This is a genomic window from Caballeronia sp. (assembly GCF_028292365.1).
Classification (GTDB): Bacteria; Pseudomonadota; Gammaproteobacteria; order Burkholderiales; family Burkholderiaceae; genus Caballeronia.
Window position 1 is genome coordinate 1 of record NZ_JAQGMM010000080.1, and the last position, 15,896, is coordinate 15,896.

Sequence of the window (15,896 nt, forward strand, 5' to 3'; positions counted from 1 at the left end):
GGTCGAGAACACGAAGATCGGTCCGATCACATTGCCGAGCACATGCACGCGCACGATCGTAAAAGCGCTTGCGCCCGACGCGCGCGCGGCATCCACGAAATCACTGCGGCGGACTTGCGTGGTGACGCTCTCGGCAATTCGCGCGATCTGTGGGATAAACACCACGGTCAGCGATACCAGCGCGTTGCCAATTCCTGTACCCAATGCACCCGATAACGCGATGGCGAGCAGCACCGACGGAAAGGCGTAGAGCACGTCGATCGTGCGCATCACGAGCGCGTTGAGCACACCGCCTGCGTAACCCGCCATGATCCCGATCGCTCCGCCAATCCCGAACGCGAGCAGGACCGGTGTCACGCCCATGAAGAGCGACAGGCGAGCGCCCAGGATCAGGCGGGACAGCATGTCGCGGCCTAGTTCGTCGGTGCCGAGCAAATAGCCGGGCGTGCCGATCGGCTTGAGGCGGTTGAACATGGACGCGGCGAATGGATCGGCCGGCATCAGGAGCGGCGCGGCAACGGCCATGATCAAGAAGATCAGGATCACGGTGGCGCCGAGCATCGCCTGGGGATTGCGGACCAGGCGGCGCAGCACGTTTGCTCCGTGTCCGCGCGAGCGCAACGGCGTGGCAAGGGGCGTGGCGGCTTCGCCGGTGGTGGTGATAGTCGTGGTCACGGCTCAGCCCCTTTCAATACGCGGATCGAAGACGGTTTGAAGGATGTCAACCAGGAGATTCAGGATAACGAAGAATAGTGCTAGTACCAGGATGGTGCCTTGCAGCAGCGGCAGGTCCCGCTGAAAGATCGCGGCATTGAGCAGGAACCCAGTGCCCGGCCACGAGAACACAGTCTCGATCAGGATCGAGCCACCGAGCAGATAACCGAGTTGCAGGCCCATCACTGCCAGAGCAGTCGGCGCGCAGTTCTTCAGCACATGGCGGAACAAGGCCAACTCGCTCAAGCCACGCGCCCTCAATCCGACCATGAATTCCTGCGACAGCGTATCGGCCACCAGCGCGCGGACCGTGCGCGCGATGATGCCCATGGGGATGAACGACATGGTGACCGCGGGCAGGACGAGGTACTGGAAGTGCGCCCAGTCCCAATGCCAGTCGGCCGACCCATCCGGCCCTGCGCCCGTGGCGGGCAGCCACATCAGCTTCACCGAGAACACAATCACGAGGACCATGCCCAGCCAGTAATGCGGCACGCTCACGCCGGTGACCGAAACGAGCGAAGCCGCGCGGTCAATCCACGAGCCGCGCATGTAGCCCGCTACAAAGCCGAACAGCGCGCCGAATGCAAAACCAATCAGCGTGGCCAGCGCGGCGATCATCATCGTATTGCCGACCGCCTTGATCACTTCGCCCGCAACGGGGCGGCCGGTGGCAATCGAGGTGCCCAGGTCGCCGTGCAGCGCGCGCCAGACCCAACTGAAGAACTGCACGGGCAGTGGCCGATTGAACCCGTAGAGCTCCATCAATTGCTTCTGCAGGTCAGCCGATGCATCGGGCGGCAGGATCGAGACCAACGGGTCGCCCGGCGCGATATGAACCAGCATGAAGCAGAGGAACGCAACGCCCAGCATGATCGGCAACGCATAGAGCGCGCGCCGTAGAAGATAGGAAAGCATGAGGTGGTGCCCGGTTGCCGCGGCCTGGTCGCGGAGTGTCCAGGTCGCGGCGGGTTCAGGTCAGTTCATCGACATGGTGGCAATGTCGATGAACCAGCTCTTCGGTTGCACCACGCCGTGCACCTTGGCGGAGATTGCGCGGGGACCGGTGTCGTGGGCGATCCAGATGAACGGCGCGTCATCGACAATGTCTCCATGCAACTGCGCGAGCAGCACGTCGCGCTGTTTCGCGTCGAAGGTCGTACGGGCTTGCTGGATCAGCGTATCGATCTTCGGGTTGCTGTAGTACCCCCAGTTATTCGATACCGGCGGGAAGGCCTGCGTGCTGACGAAACGGACCATGGCGAAGAACGGGTCCATTGATGCGAAGCTCACGTTGGTTGCATTGGCGCCATGCGCCGACGGGTCCTTCGCACCAAGGCGCCAGTTGGTGTAGAGCGTGTTCCACTCGACCACGTCAAAGCTGACGTCGATGAAGCAGGCTTTCAGGTTCTGTTGCACGAATTCGTTCATGGGCAGCGGCTGCATCTGACCAGACCCGGAAGCCGAGATCTGCACCTTGACCTTCAGCGGCTTGGCGGCCGAATAACCGGCTTCGGTCATCAGCTTGCGGGCTGCGTCCGGGTCGTACTTGATCTGGAAGGTCGGATTGCCGCGCCACGGGTCGCCCGGCTCGAAGGTGCCGGTCGCTTCGCTCATCATCCCGCCCAGCAACTGCTTGAGCGCCGTGCGGTTCACACAGAGGTTGGCTGCGTAACGCACGCGTTTGTCGAGCCACGGTGAACCCGGCAGGAATGAGAGCTGCCACGGCCACACGTGGGGTTGCGGGTTCGAATAGATCTTGAAGCCGCGCGACTTGATGGCGTCCATGGAATCCGGTGCGGGCGCCTCGATCCAGTCGACTTGTCCTGACAACAGGGCTGCCGTGCGCGTGTTGGCCTCGGGCAGCGGCAGCAGTACTACGCGGTCGATCTTCGGCCTGCGTGCCGGGTCCCAGTACTCGGTGTTCTTGACCATCTCCAGGCGTTCGCGCGGCACGAAGCGCGCCATCTTGAACGGGCCTGTACCCGATGCATCGGCGGCGAACGCGATCCACGCCTGCTTGTCGCGCTCGACGGGATCGGTCACTGACGCGGGGATGGCGGCGAGTTTTTTCTGCCACTGTACGGGTGAAGCCATATACAGGTTTGTCAGGTTGATCGGCAAGAACGAGTCGGGCTCGGAAGTCGTCAGTTCGACCGTCAGGTCGTCGATCTTGCGTGCTGAGCGCAAAGTGGGCATGCGTGATGCGGTCACGCCGACCTGGCTTGGGTCGAAGTTCGGCGCGCTCTTGTCAAGGACCTTGTCGACGTTCCAGACGACTGCGTCGGCGTTGAATGGCGAGCCGTCGTGGAACGTCACGCCGGAGCGCAGTTTGAAGATCCACTTGGTGTGATCCTTGGGGTCCACTTGCCAGGACGTGGCGAGATCGGGGATCAGCTCGCTGGGTCCTTTCTCGTGGCTCAGGTCCCATTGCGTGAGGCCGTCATACAGGGTGATGCCTGTGAAGCGATTGCCCTCATAACCCTGGTCTGGCTGGCCCAGTGTGCGAGGGATATCGCCTGCTGTCATTGCAATCCTCAGCACTTTTTCCTGTGCTTGTGCGGCGGCAGGCAAGACCGCGCTGCATACCAGCGCGCAGGCCCACGTCAGCAAACTTGATTTGATGAAGTTCATGCAGATACGGTCCTTTGTGGTGGTTGATCGTCGGTGGATACCGCGGAGGGCGGCCAGGAACGGCACGCCTTCAGTTAGTCATGCTGATATTTACGGAATGGCGAAGGTGATGCCTGCGCGTTCGGCGGCGCCTCGCAGATGGCGTTGCATGGCGGCCATTGCGGCAGTGGCATTGCCGCCGGTTATCGCGGCAACAATGTGTTTGTGTTCCTCGAACGCCTCGATCAGACGTGGTGTATTGGCGAGGGGAAAGCGTTGGCTTTTACCTATGCGGTCTTCGAACGAGTGTGAGATTTCCGCGAGGATGTCGTTCCCGGAGCAGGCGGCGATCGCTTGATGGAAAGCGAGATCGCAGTTGGCTGCGTCGACGAGGTCGTTGCGCAGCAGGGCGTCTTTGAAGCGCGCTTGCATGTCACGGAACTGGCTTGCTACGCCGGGACCGGTTGTTCGTGCGGCGAGCGCGGCGGCGGAGGGCTCGATGATGTAGCGCAGTTGCATTGTTTGCTCGGCGCTACGGCTGACGGGCTCCGTATCGCGTTGTCCGCGATGCGCGACGAACGTGCCTTTACCGGGGATAGAGCGAAGGAAGCCTAGCGTCATGAGTACGGACACGGCTTCGCGCAGGGCGCCGCGGCTGACGCCGAGTTGGCCTGCTAGCTGGCGCTGTCCGGGCAGGACTTCGCCGGGCGCGTATGCGCCTGAAAGAATGCGTTGCTGGAGCGTTTGCGCAACGAAATTCGACATGCTCATGCAGTGCACTCCTACCGGTAGGACCGGAGTGCCTATGCGTGAACCGTGCCAGGAGTATGTTGGCTTTTAAAACAATGGCTTGGGGATAGTGAATTGAATTTGGGAAGTAGCGTGTGCACTAGTTCGCGGCGATCGATTCGGTGCATCGCACGAAATCAGGGCAGAGGGAGCGAGGTATTACAACCTCCTCACCGATGCGCCTCCAACAGCAAATTCAAGAACGCCTCTGCGGCCCGCGTCAAGGGCCGCACCTCTTCGACGATGGCACAAAACGGCATCGAGTAGAAAGGCGACTGCGGCAGAACCGCAAACTCATACCGTGGAGCAAGCTGCGCAGCGTAGTGCTCAGGCAGCAGCCCGACGTAACGGCCTGTAGCGATCATCATCGCGACGGCCTCGAGCCCACTCACCTCCAGCCCTTGCACAAACCCTTGCGTGGCAAGCGCATCCTCAACAAACGGGTGAGGCCGATAAATCAGCGGCAACGCGCGCGTATTGCCGTGAGCCTGAATCTCGCCCGCAGCCGCCGGTCGATAAAACACCCGGTGTGTTTCGGTAAAAAGCGGATAGTGCCGGAACGCCCGGATACGCTTATAAGCGCCTCGAATGGCGATCTGCACCCGCCGCTCGGCCAGCGCGGCACCAAGATCGCTAAACGTCATGACGGACAACGTAGGCCTCACCAGCGGTGCAATCCGATGCAATTCACCCAGCGCCTCGGAAATCCTGCACCCCTCATGCGTCATCACATGCTCGGACGTCCCGAGCAAAAGCGGCCCTGACAAAACCCCGCGCACAGCATCGACTTCAGGCTTGATCCGCTCCAGCGCTTCGAGCGCCTGCAACGCGAAGCGCAACGCAACTTCTCCGCCCTCAGTGAGCTGAAACCCGCCCGGACCGCGCTCGCACAGCTTGACGCCAAGCCGTGACTCCACCTCATTGATATGGCGGCTGATCGACGCCTTGGACATCGACAATGTGCGCTCCGCCGCTGCAAAACCGCTTGCCTGCGCGGCTGCGCAAAACACGCGCAGCGATCGCAGATCGCGCTCGTTCAGGTCCATTTTCTTCATCGATGCGCGCCTTGAAAGGTTTCGGTTTCCGGAACCATATCAACGAAAAAATGGTTATTCAAAACTTTTTTGACTACCTACATTTCCCCCATCAACGCTTCTCAACGCTTTTCAAAGTTTCCCGGGGAACTTCATGATCACGCTCGACCGTCGCAAATTCCTTACCGTGGCAGGCGGCGTGTCGCTTGCGCTGGCCATGCCGTCGTTCGCGTTCGCCGAAGGCGGAACACTTGCCGATATCCGCCAGCGCGGCAAGCTGACGGTTGGCACCGAAGCCGCTTACGAACCGTTTGAATTCGTCGAGAACGGCAAGGTAGTAGGCTACGGTCACGACATTCTCGTGTACATGGCGACCAAGCTCGGGGTCGCGCTCAACCAGGTGAACCTGCCGTTCCAGGGCTTGCTGCCCGGCCTCATGACGCACAAGTTCGACTTCGTGGCGACGAGTGTCGGCATCAATCCGGAGCGTGCAAAACGCTTCGCGTTTTCCGAGCCAGTTGGGGTAGTCGATACGGTGCTGGTCGTGCGTGCAAGCGACACCGCCGTCACCAAAGCGGACGATGCGGCAGGGAAGATAGTCGGTACGCAGATGGGCTCGTCGTCACAACCGATCGCGCAGGCATTCGACACGCAACTGAAAACAAAAGGCGCGGGCTATGCGGACATCAAGCTGTTTCAGGCGTATCCCGATGTGATGGTCGCGCTGACGAACAAGACGCTCGATGTCGGGATCATGCCGTCGAATATTGTCGCGGTCCTGATGAAGAAGGAGCCGGGACAGTTTCGCGTGGTCGGCAAGATCGGCGAACCGAAGATGCTCGCCTGGGTTGCGAATCCGCAAGACAAGGAAATTCGCGAGTTCATCAATACGTCGCTCGCGGAACTGACGAAGAACGGCCAACTCGCGCAAATGCAGCAGAAGTGGTTCGGCTACACGATGAACCTGCCGACCAGCGGCTATTTGCCTGAAGGCGCGGTCTGAGCCGGAGCGCTGCATGTTCGCCTCTCTGAGCGACCTGATCGCCGCGCTTGGGCCTTTCCTTCAGGATGTGGCCGAGGGCGCCGTCACCACGGTCGCAGCTAGTGTGGTGGCGTTCGTGCTTGGCGTGGTGACGGGCTCGCTGCTGTTGCTCTTGCGTCAGCATGGCGGACGCGCGCTGCCTGCGGTCGTGATTCTTTATGTCAGCGTGATACGCGGCACGCCGGCCTTGATCCAGATGCTGGTGGCGTATTACGTCCTGCCCTCTGTGCTCCATCTGCCGCTCTCGCCGCTGCAAGCCGGCATTCTTGCGCTGGCGTTGAACACGGCGGCATACGTGTCCGAGATCCTGCGTGGCGCACTGAACTCGCTTGGCCGCGGACAGATACCGGCCGCTCGGGCACTCGGCATGCCACCGGTCCAGGTCTGGCGTTATATCGTGTTTCCGCAGCTTTTCTATCGTTCCATTCCGCCGCTGACCAACGAGTTCACGATGCTGCTGAAGGCTTCTTCGCTGATGTCGATCATCGCGGTGCATGACCTGGCGACCGTCGCACGCGACGCCACGCTGCAGACGAACCTGCCGTTACAGGTATTCTCGGCGACTGCAGCCGTCTACTTCGCGATCCTGTTTCTCGTGTCGTCAGCATCGCGTGGTCTCGAACGCCGCGTCGCGAAGGTGCTGCCCAATGTCCATTGACTTCGTTGTTGTCGAGTCGTCCATCCTGCCGCTCCTCAAGGGGCTCAAGGTCACGGCGCAAGTCTGCGTGCTGGGCATTCCGCTTGGCATTGTGCTGGGCACTGTTGCTGCGTATTTTCGTGCGTCCTCGTTGCGCTTACTGCAGGCAAGCGCGCTGGCTTATGTGGAAATCGTGCGCAATGTGCCGTTCCTGATCCTCGTTTATCTCAGCTTCTTCGGTTTGCCGAAAATTGGTGTCGCGATGCCGGCGTTCGCGATTGGCGTAGCTGCGACCGCGTTTTATACAGGCGGTTATTTTTGCGAAATTCTGCGTGCAGCGTTCGGTAGCCTCGCCCATGGTCAGGTCCAGGCCGCAAGGTCGCTGGGGCTGTCCGGATTGCAGGTTCAACGTCATGTCGTGCTGCCGCAGATTTTCGGGTATCTGGCGCCGGCCACGACCAGCCTGACGATCATGATGTTCAAGGACTCGTCGATCTTCTCGGTGATGAGCCTTACCGAACTCACGTATCAGAGCAACCTGCTGACAGCCGACACCTTCGCCTACGTCGAAGTGCTCGGTACGACCGCGCTGATCTACTGGCTCTGCAGTGTTCTGCTCGACATTGCAGGGCAATGGTCGGAGCGATACGCGACCCGTTACCGGCGCGCCTGATGTTGGTCGCCATGCCGGGTGCATGAATCTTAAATAAAGGATACCTAATCATGATAAAACCACTGACCGTCCCGCCGAAAACCGGCCACAAGACCTTGCTGTACTCAGAGCTCGCGACGGACCTGGATAACCTCGAGGCCGACATTGCCGTCCTCGGCATGCCCTACGGCTCCGCGTACTCTGCCGCTGACTTCACCAATGACCAGACCAACGCCCCCACGGCGATCCGTCAGGCGACCGACCGCGTGGTTCGCTCGCCCGGTCACTACGATTTCGATATCGACGGTCCGCTCTTGCAGGAACGCGACGATATCCGCTTTGTCGATTGCGGCGACGTGATCGCAGACCTCGCGGCTCCGGGCAGTCACTATGAGCGTGTGGAAGCCGTGGTGCGGAAGATCCTCGCTGCAGGTGCATTGCCGATAGTGATGGGCGGTGACCACGGCATTACAACGCCGGTACTGCGTGCCTTCGATAGCCTTGGCCCGATCACGCTCGTTCATGTCGACGCGCATCTCGACTGGCGCGATGAAGTGAACGGCGTGCGTGACGGGCTCTCCAGCCCGATCCGCCGAGCCTCGGAGATGAAGCATGTCGCAAAGATCGTGCAGATCGGGCTGCGTGCACAGGGTAGCGGCCGTCCAGAAGAATTGCGCGCGGCAAAGGCGTACGGGTCAGAGCTGATCACCGCGTACGAGCTTCACGACGTTGGCATGGACGCCGTGCTCGCGCGGATCCCGGACGGCGGCAACTACTATCTGACCATTGATGCCGACGGGCTCGATCCTTCGGTGATGCCGGCCGTAGCAGGCCCGGCGCCGGGTGGCGTGACCTTCCTGCAAGCACGCAAGCTGATTCATGGTCTGGTGAAGAAGGGCCGCGTGGTGGGCATGGATATCGTTGAAATTCAACCAGAGAAAGACGTCAACCAGATCTCGTGCATCACGGCGGGGCGGTTGATTCTCAACCTGATCGGCAGCGCGATTCGCGCAGGTTATTTCGATAACCGCCGCTGATGTAGCGGTTCGCCCATTCTTACGCATTGAACCTACCTTAGGCACGATTCATGGAACACACTCGTATTCGTCCGTTCAACACGAAAATAACCTATCCGGAACAATCACTCGATAACGACCTCGCGCAAGCGGTCGTTGCGGGAACCATGATTTTCCTTCGAGGCCAGATTGGTCAGGATATCGACACGTATGAATCAGTTGGTATTGGCGACGCTGCTGCGCAGGCCGAGAAGGCAATGGCCAACGTGAAGATGCTGCTTGAAGAAGCGGGCAGCAAGCTGGAAGACATCTGCAAGGTCACAATCTATCTGACCGACGTGCGTTACCGCGAGGCCGTGTATCGCGTTGTAGGGCGCTGGCTGAAGGGCGTGCATGCGGTGTCGACCGGGCTCACCGTGACGGCGCTGGCCCGGCCGGAGTGGCTGGTCGAGGTCGATGTGATCGCGGTGAAGTCCTGACGCAACGTCTCTATCGTGGCGACGTCATCGCGACCGCGCTGAAACCGTAGCGTGGCAATATGGCTTGCGCCTGCGGACTCATCAGGTACATCGCGAAGCGATAAGCCGCATCATGTGTCGACTTGTTCTGCGCGCCGTCGAGCACGGTCATGCCGTAGTCGGCGGAGACGACCAGATTCGACGGCAATTCGACCTGCGTAACGCTCGTGTCGGGCGTTGTTTCATGTGAGCTGCAGTAGCCGATAAACACATCGACCCGGTGCGTTTCCATGAAGTACTTGACCGGATTTTTCCCGGCAGGCACGTCCGGCGTCACGCGGCCGCCCACCAGTTGTTGCGCCTTGTCCTCCAGGATTTTGCTGGCGCCGGGATGCACCGTATCGGCTTTGGCAAACAACATCCATGCATAGTCGCCGCCAGGATCAGCCTTGGGGGTCGACGTGCCGATCTTCACAGCAGGGTCGAGCAACTTGTCCAGCAGGTTGTCGCTTGTCAAGCCAACGTCCGGCCGCGCCGCGACACACACACGGTTCCTCGCAAACACAACGGTCGACGCCGCCTTGCCTTCCGTTGTCAGTCGTTGTGGATGAGCCATGTTCGCGGAGATGAAGATGTCGGCGCGGGCGTTGCCTTCAATTTTCTCAAGCAGCAGCCCCGCTGGCCCGGTGACGAGGTTGATCTTCTGTCCCGAGTCAGCGGTGTATTGCTTTGCAATCGCCGATAACGCACCGCCCATGCTGCCGGCTGCATACACCGTGACTGGTTCCTGAGCGGACGCCTGATTCGCAAAGCCAGCTAGTCCAACGGAAACGGAAACGGAAACGGCGCTTAGCGCGCCGCGAACGGCAGGATGAGTGAGTGTCATAGATTGATCTGCAATGAAGCACGAATGGTCCGCGGCGCGCCAATCGTGCCGGTCCCGTTGTCCGTGCTGTTGAAACCGTTCTGGCCCGTCGGTGTAATGTTGGCCCAGTAGCGCTTGTCCGTTATGTTGTCGACCGCCAAACGCCACACCACATGTTTGCCCGCTATCTTGGTTTGATAACGTACACCGAGGTCCGCGATCGTATAACCGTCGACGAAGTCCGTGTTCGAGAAGTTGCCCGGCCGGCGGCTTGCGTGATTGACATTCAGGTTGAACGCCAGGCCCGGGACTATCGGGACGTTATAGTCGAACAAGGCATTGAAGACGACTCGCGACAACCCGAGGATCTGCTTGTCACTGGTGGCGGCCGAACCGGTATCGAAGAGGCGGGGATCCAGCAGCGACACGCCCGCGAACACGTTTAAATCGTGCGTCACGGCACCGTTGGCGGTGAGCTCGAGACCGCGGTTGATCTGTTCGCCTTGTTCAGCGAAAACGTTATCCGTTCCTACATACGCGTACGGCCGCTTTATTCGATACAGCGCAGCGCCAAGGCTAATGCGGCTAAGGTCCACCTTGTAGCCGAGTTCCCATTCCTTGCTTCTATACGGCGCAAGACTCTCTCCCGCATTCGCGGAACCGGCTGGGGCGCTGTCGCCCTGTTGCAGACTATCCGCATAAGTCAGGTAGGCCGTCACGTTAGACCAGGGCTTGAACAACAGGCTCGCAGTCGGACTAATGCCGTTAGCGTTGTATTGGCTCGTTGTCGTTCCTTGCTTGTTGTAGTTATGCACCGTGATCCAGCTTTGGCTTGCCGCCAGCAGCGTCGACCAATGCTCGTTGAAACCGATGGTGTCTCCCAGCGTAATCGATTGCTGGACTGTATTCATTGCCCGGTAGCGGTTCGAGAAATCCGGCAAGGGCGGCTTCGCGAATCCCAATGGATCGTCAATGCTCGCATTTCCCAACGTGATGGCGCCGGTCTGGAACGGGGTGTAACGGTTCCAGAAAAATCCTGTGTTCGACACAACCAGATCGTGCGACATGCCCGCGAGCCATGTTCGCCCGTTAAGCGCGAGCGTGTTGCTGACGATCGTATCGAGACTGAACGTGGTGGTGGCTGTGGTCGTTGTATAGGCGCCGGACTTGTTGGTGATCGTATTGGTCGGTACGGTCGATGCCCGGTCGCTCGTTTCGCGCAGCACGCCTGCCGTCAAATGCCAGTCCTTGTTGAAGTCATGCTTTAGCGTGGCGCTGAACATATTGGTGACGTTGTCGTCACCTGCCCATGACTGGCCATATCCCGGCTTGGTAGGGTCGGGCGCGCTCGGGAACGGTACATTCCTGGCCAAAGCAAACGTCCCGGGAAAACCGGTATCCAGGTAGCGGTAGGTGCTCGCATTCGTCTCGAGTGTTGTATCCGGCGTGAACCGGATATCAAAAGCGAGGCTGCCCAATTCGCGCCGCAAGCGGCTGCCGTCCACATAACCTTCACCATTCTGGTTAAGCAGATTGAGCCGATAACCAAAGCGATCATCATTGCCGAAATGGCCGCCAAGGTCCATATGCTCGGTCAGAGACTGCTGTGAGGCATAACCGAAGGTGAACTCACGCAAGGGTTCCGCAGTCGGGCGTTTAAGCACGTAGTTGAACGTGCCTGCCGGATTAGCGGGACCATAGAGCGCACCCGCCAAACCGTTCAAGACTTCAATGCGGTCGAACTGTTCGATGGGGTAGTCGGTTGTCGCTGCGACATTAAGACCGTCGACGCGCGTGTTTTGCACAACGCCCGCTTGCAGTCCACGTGTTTGCGGGCGAATGTTTTCACCCTGAACTGATGGAATAAAGCGAAACGCTTCGCGGACACTTTGAAGTTGCTGGTTCTCGGCTAGTGACGAGGGCACGACGCTAATGGAGTAAGGCGTATCCAGAAGATCCTTGTAACCAAGCGGTCCAACCTTGATGCGATCGACCTGGTAAGTCGGATAAGCCAGCGGCGCCAAGCCGCTAACGACAACGGGGCTAAGCTGGACTTCCTCATCTTGCGCGTACGTGGCAAACGAAGCGCTCATTCCTGCGGATGCAAGTGTGAGCGCCCTAAACACAGTAGTAGGGCGAGGCATAGTTGTTGTAGTGGGGGTGTGCCGGTAACAATTTCGATATGTTCTGCAATATATAACGAAACGATCAGGCGCGTATCGGCTAGTTGCGGGTTGGGCTCGAATATCCGGTATACACGCCGGGTATTCGAGTTGCCAATGCTGCGTTCAGCGCTTAGCGATTCTGTGCGGGGGCGGCGCGAAATACCAGCACCAGGCCTGCGAGTATCGACATCATTCCTGCCACGCCAAGAGGCGCGAGACGGTTTCCCAGCACGAGATAATCCATGAAGGCGGTGACAACGGGCACGAGATAAAAGAGGCTCGTCACGTTGACCAGATTACCGGCCTGCATCAGCCGGTAAAAGAGCAACTGCGCAAAAACCGATATCACGATGCCTAGCCACAGCAACGGTATAAGAAAATCCACGCTGGGCACGAACCTGATGGGCTCGAACGGTACGAACAACAGGGCGAGCACGAGACCGACTACGTTCTGAAGCGGCAGGACATCGGTCGGTTGTTGCTTCAGGCGCTTTTGGAGGATGGCGCCTGTCGTCATGCAGGCCAGAGCGGCCGAGCCGAGAAGCACACCCGCTAGAGGAAAGCGCTCAGCGTTGCCGGCTGCGAATACGACGAGGGACAAACCGCCCAACGCAAGCAACAGGCCGCCCAAGCGTGCTGCGGTCAAGCGACGCTCCACCAGCACAAGCGTGAGAATGGGCTGTGCGCCCAGGAGCGTTGCAAGAATGCCGGGCGTCAATCCACGATCGAGCGCAAGCAGATAGCAAATCGGATAACCACCGGTCAGCAACGCACCGGTGATGGTGACTTGCAGACGCGTTCCGGATGCTGGCAACCAGCGCCCGCGCCATACAGCCAGCATCGCAAGGACGCTTGACGCCAATGCAAAACGCAGCACGAGGAAAGCGAAGGCCGGGGCATGATCAAGTCCCAGTTTCGAAACAATTGCACCGCTGCTCCACAGCAGGACAAAGAGTGCCGTCGAACCATAGGCTGCGACGGCGGATTTTACAAAAGCCATGAGTATTCACCTGTCGAGGGAATAAGGACTTAGGCGAGCGCGATCGATCCGCCGGCACCAGCAGGTGCCGCGGTCAGGTCGGAAGCCTAAGACTTGAAGGGCGGAAAATCAGCCAGGAACGCTCGTGTGCGGCGGCGCTACTGCGCCAGCCGGGACGGCGTTCGGAGGAGAAACGACAGGTGGGGAAACAGAGAAACCGCAATCCTTGGAACCGTTAAGGCGCGCATGGCCAGCCTTCGAGTCGGGCTCGATAGCGGCAAGGCGAATATGCGCAAGATTCATCATGGAAGGCGGATTAATTAGAGTCGAGTGCTAAGGGTGCAAGATTACCGCTTAGTCGCCGGTTGCGCAACGCTTAGGCGGGGACCTGGCGGAATCGAGTTATTCGTTTGTTTGCTTAGCCGATCTATGGCGATCCGGGGAGAAAACCTGCTTGACCCTGGGTTGCCACGCACGACAAACCGGCCGCATCGCTTGCATCTCAACGCTCAACGGCGAGCTTTAGTTTCATCAGCGCGTGATCCCACTGCTGTGCGATCGTTTCAAGAGATTGCCGGGCGGCTTCCAGATGCATCGGTTCGAATTCCCACAGGCGCTCGCGCCCGACCTTGACGTCGCGCACAAGACCCGCGTTCGCCAGCACCTGCAAGTGTTGCGTGACCGACTGCCGCGTGATGTCCGTTCCGGCAGTAAGTTGCGCGATCGACATCGCGCTGCCGGCGCACAGGACAGCGACGAGACGCAACCGTGTCTCGTCGCCTAGCGCGGCGAAAACCGCCGCCGCGTTTCGTTGCGCCGCGCCCTTGAGCAGCGCATTGTTTGAAGGAGTCCTAGCCCTTGGCAACATGTCTCTCGATGTTCGCCATTTGCGCTTCCCACCCCTGACTGTTCAGGCGGAATGCGTCCACGCGGCGCGCAGGCGGAATAGTGTTAAAGCCGGTTTCGACTATGCGCACCAACGTACCTGAGCCGACCTCTTCAAGCTCGAATACGACCAACGTGGTGGGCTCGCCGGAATAGTCGACGGCCGGATCAATGGCGCCCGGATGCCAGCGCCAGGAAAATAGCCGCTCAGGTTCGATGCGTTCAATCAACATCTCGCAGACAAGATGTTCGTATCCGGGGTGGGTAATGCGCCCATGAACGGGCATACCCGCGACAAAGGTTTTGCCTTTGAAATCCATGCCGAACTAGTTGCCGAATTCTTCAGCATTCGACAGCGCGCGCCAGACTCGCGAACGCGGCGCCTCGACCAGGATCTGTCTTTCAATTCGATCAGTTGATGATGTCATATGCAGCCTCCTGACTGCATATTAGTCAGCGGGGCGAAGAAATGCAAGTATTTGACTGCATGTTTCATGCGGAGTAGTACGTACTTGGCGTCAGTCTTTATGAGGGGATTTGCTAAGACCTAAGACCTCTCGCCCGAGCGCCGGTTGAATTTCTGTTCGCTCACATGAGTGCCCCATTGCGAGCCTTCTGCTTCCTCGGTCAATTGAAAGCCTGATGACTCGTACAGATGACGTGCTGCGTCAAGGCTCTTGAACGTCCAAAGATAGGTTTCATCGAATTCCCGGTCGACGAAATCCAGTGCCTTGGAAAGCAGGCGGCGTCCCACACCCGAGCCGCGCAACGACTCGTCGACAATAAACCATCGCAGATGAGCAAGCCGGTCATCGGAGTCATCTGCGTCTATGGCGATTGAAGCGAGTGACCTGCCGTTCTCGACATAGAGCCACAGCGCCCTACCGGGAGACGGCAAGGCCATGGCAAACTCCGCCAGTTCCGTGGCGACTTTCTTTTCAAAGAAAACACCAAAGCCGGCTGCCTGCGAATAGAAACGTGCATGCAGGCCTGCTATGTCGCCAATGCACCCCGGTTGATAGCCCTCGAGGATTTTTTCATCTATCGATGCAGCCGCTCGCGGTGTCTTGTTGACGTTGTCCTGCGCTAAAGCGTCCGCGTAAAGCGCTAGCGAGCGGACCAGCGTTTGCTGGTCGGCGGGCACCAGTCGTCGAAGCGCATTGGAGACCTGATCGGTCGCAAAGCGGTCGATCTTTTGCCGCAACTTCTTGCCGGTTGCCGTCAGGAACAGCCGTGACGACCGGCCGTCGTCGCTCGCTGTTTCCCGTGTTACCAGTCCCAATGATTCGAGCTTTGCCAACTGCCGGCTGGTGTTCGACTTGTCGAGCCGCAGCGTGTCGGCCAGATCACGCGCCTGAAGCCCCGGCGCCAACCCAATCTCAATGACCGCATGAACGGCCGATGGCGCGAGGTCGCTGTCGGCCAGCGTATTGCGCATGAAACCAAGCTCGCGTACCAGCTTTCGCGAAAAGTCGCGAAGCTCGAGGATGGTGTGATCCCGGGATTTCTCGGGTAAATTAACATAGTCCATGGTTGCTCCAATCGGTTGCGCCTCGCAACCAATATACTTGCGGGGCGCAACTTTTTCAAGCTCACTCGAACTTTGCTTGAACGGCTACGCTTCCCCAACCGGCTCTGCGGCAATGGGCGGCGAAACAGCTCTTTCCGAGGCCGCTTTCACGCGACCGACCCAAATCGCCGCAAACGACACGAGTGCGACAGCCAGCACGCCATTGATGCCATACCCCCGGATCGCCCCATGCGTATCGAACGAAAGGAACAGTCCGCCGAGCCACGCACCACAACCGGCGCCGAGCGCTTGCAATGCGCTATTCGTGCTGAGGAAAGCGCCGCGGTTGGACGGTTCGGGAACCGTCGTCAGCAACGCCTGCATCGGCACCATGCGACCGGACACGATCACCATAAACACCGGGAACAGCAGCACCATCGCAATGAACGGCAGGTTCGGCAGGTGAGTGACGAACAGCACGGGCACGAGAGATAGGACTACCAGCAGGCGGAACATCCGGCGGCTGCCGTAGCGGTC

General features: G+C 59.5%; 16 protein-coding genes and 1 pseudogene. 5 read left to right on the plus strand and 12 right to left on the minus strand.

From position 1 onward, the window contains the following. The 5 genes from JWR14_RS04585 to JWR14_RS04605 all read right to left on the minus strand — a co-directional run. Window positions 1-675: ABC transporter permease (locus JWR14_RS04585; protein ID WP_299702089.1), on the minus strand; the 675-nt coding region annotated here is incomplete at its 3' end. Between the two features lie 3 nt (window positions 676-678). Beyond that, a complete protein-coding gene (locus JWR14_RS04590) occupies window positions 679-1,632 on the minus strand; it encodes an ABC transporter permease (RefSeq protein WP_299702092.1) in 954 nt (317 codons plus the stop codon). A 60-nt stretch (window positions 1,633-1,692) separates the two neighbouring features. Then, window positions 1,693-3,348 (minus strand): ABC transporter substrate-binding protein, encoded by a 1,656-nt coding sequence (locus JWR14_RS04595; RefSeq protein ID WP_299702095.1) that lies wholly within the window; start codon window positions 3,346-3,348, stop codon window positions 1,693-1,695. A gap of 90 nt (window positions 3,349-3,438) precedes the next feature. Then, window positions 3,439-4,098, minus strand: coding sequence for a FadR/GntR family transcriptional regulator (locus tag JWR14_RS04600; protein ID WP_299702098.1), 660 nt, complete (start codon window positions 4,096-4,098; stop codon window positions 3,439-3,441). A 188-nt stretch (window positions 4,099-4,286) separates the two neighbouring features. Continuing rightward, window positions 4,287-5,171, minus strand: a complete 885-nt coding sequence (locus JWR14_RS04605) for a LysR family transcriptional regulator (protein WP_299702101.1) — start codon at window positions 5,169-5,171, stop codon at window positions 4,287-4,289. Between the two features lie 133 nt (window positions 5,172-5,304). Between JWR14_RS04605 and JWR14_RS04610 the strand changes: the two genes are divergently transcribed. From JWR14_RS04610 to JWR14_RS04630, 5 genes are read left to right on the plus strand one after another with little or no spacing between them, the layout of a single operon-like run. Then, window positions 5,305-6,153 (plus strand): transporter substrate-binding domain-containing protein, encoded by an 849-nt coding sequence (locus JWR14_RS04610; RefSeq protein ID WP_299702104.1) that lies wholly within the window; start codon window positions 5,305-5,307, stop codon window positions 6,151-6,153. A gap of 13 nt (window positions 6,154-6,166) precedes the next feature. Then, a complete protein-coding gene (locus JWR14_RS04615) occupies window positions 6,167-6,850 on the plus strand; it encodes an amino acid ABC transporter permease (RefSeq protein ID WP_299702106.1) in 684 nt (227 codons plus the stop codon). Continuing rightward, window positions 6,840-7,502, plus strand: coding sequence for an amino acid ABC transporter permease (locus tag JWR14_RS04620; protein ID WP_299702109.1), 663 nt, complete (start codon window positions 6,840-6,842; stop codon window positions 7,500-7,502). Before JWR14_RS04615 ends, JWR14_RS04620 begins: the two co-directional genes overlap by 11 nt. Window positions 7,503-7,552: 50 nt before the next feature. Further along, window positions 7,553-8,518, plus strand: a complete 966-nt coding sequence (locus JWR14_RS04625; RefSeq protein ID WP_299702112.1) for an agmatinase — start codon at window positions 7,553-7,555, stop codon at window positions 8,516-8,518. A 50-nt stretch (window positions 8,519-8,568) separates the two neighbouring features. Further along, window positions 8,569-8,976, plus strand: coding sequence for a RidA family protein (locus JWR14_RS04630; RefSeq protein ID WP_299702115.1), 408 nt, complete (start codon window positions 8,569-8,571; stop codon window positions 8,974-8,976). 10 nt (window positions 8,977-8,986) lie between these two features. Here JWR14_RS04630 and modA read toward each other — a convergent pair whose 3' ends face one another. The 7 genes and pseudogenes from modA to JWR14_RS04665 all read right to left on the minus strand — a co-directional run. Next, the gene (gene modA / locus JWR14_RS04635) at window positions 8,987-9,841 is read right to left on the minus strand and encodes a molybdate ABC transporter substrate-binding protein (RefSeq protein ID WP_299702118.1); all 855 of its coding nucleotides are present in this window, start codon (window positions 9,839-9,841) and stop codon (window positions 8,987-8,989) included. Beyond that, on the minus strand, window positions 9,838-11,913 hold the full coding sequence (locus JWR14_RS04640; RefSeq protein ID WP_299702120.1) for a TonB-dependent siderophore receptor: 2,076 nt from the start codon (window positions 11,911-11,913) through the stop codon (window positions 9,838-9,840). Before JWR14_RS04640 ends, modA begins: the two co-directional genes overlap by 4 nt. A gap of 202 nt (window positions 11,914-12,115) precedes the next feature. Further along, window positions 12,116-12,985, minus strand: a complete 870-nt coding sequence (locus JWR14_RS04645) for a DMT family transporter (protein ID WP_299702122.1) — start codon at window positions 12,983-12,985, stop codon at window positions 12,116-12,118. Between the two features lie 481 nt (window positions 12,986-13,466). Next, the gene (locus tag JWR14_RS04650) at window positions 13,467-13,832 is read right to left on the minus strand and encodes a metalloregulator ArsR/SmtB family transcription factor (RefSeq protein ID WP_299702125.1); all 366 of its coding nucleotides are present in this window, start codon (window positions 13,830-13,832) and stop codon (window positions 13,467-13,469) included. Continuing rightward, window positions 13,816-14,277, minus strand: a pseudogene (locus tag JWR14_RS04655) (SRPBCC family protein). The gene JWR14_RS04650 and the pseudogene JWR14_RS04655 overlap by 17 nt, the downstream one beginning before the upstream one ends. Before the next feature lie 119 nt (window positions 14,278-14,396). Further along, window positions 14,397-15,380: a helix-turn-helix domain-containing GNAT family N-acetyltransferase gene (locus JWR14_RS04660; RefSeq protein WP_299702128.1), complete on the minus strand. Its 984-nt coding sequence runs from the start codon at window positions 15,378-15,380 to the stop codon at window positions 14,397-14,399. 84 nt (window positions 15,381-15,464) lie between these two features. Next, the coding region (locus JWR14_RS04665; RefSeq protein ID WP_299702132.1) for an MFS transporter at window positions 15,465-15,896 on the minus strand (432 nt) is incomplete at its 5' end.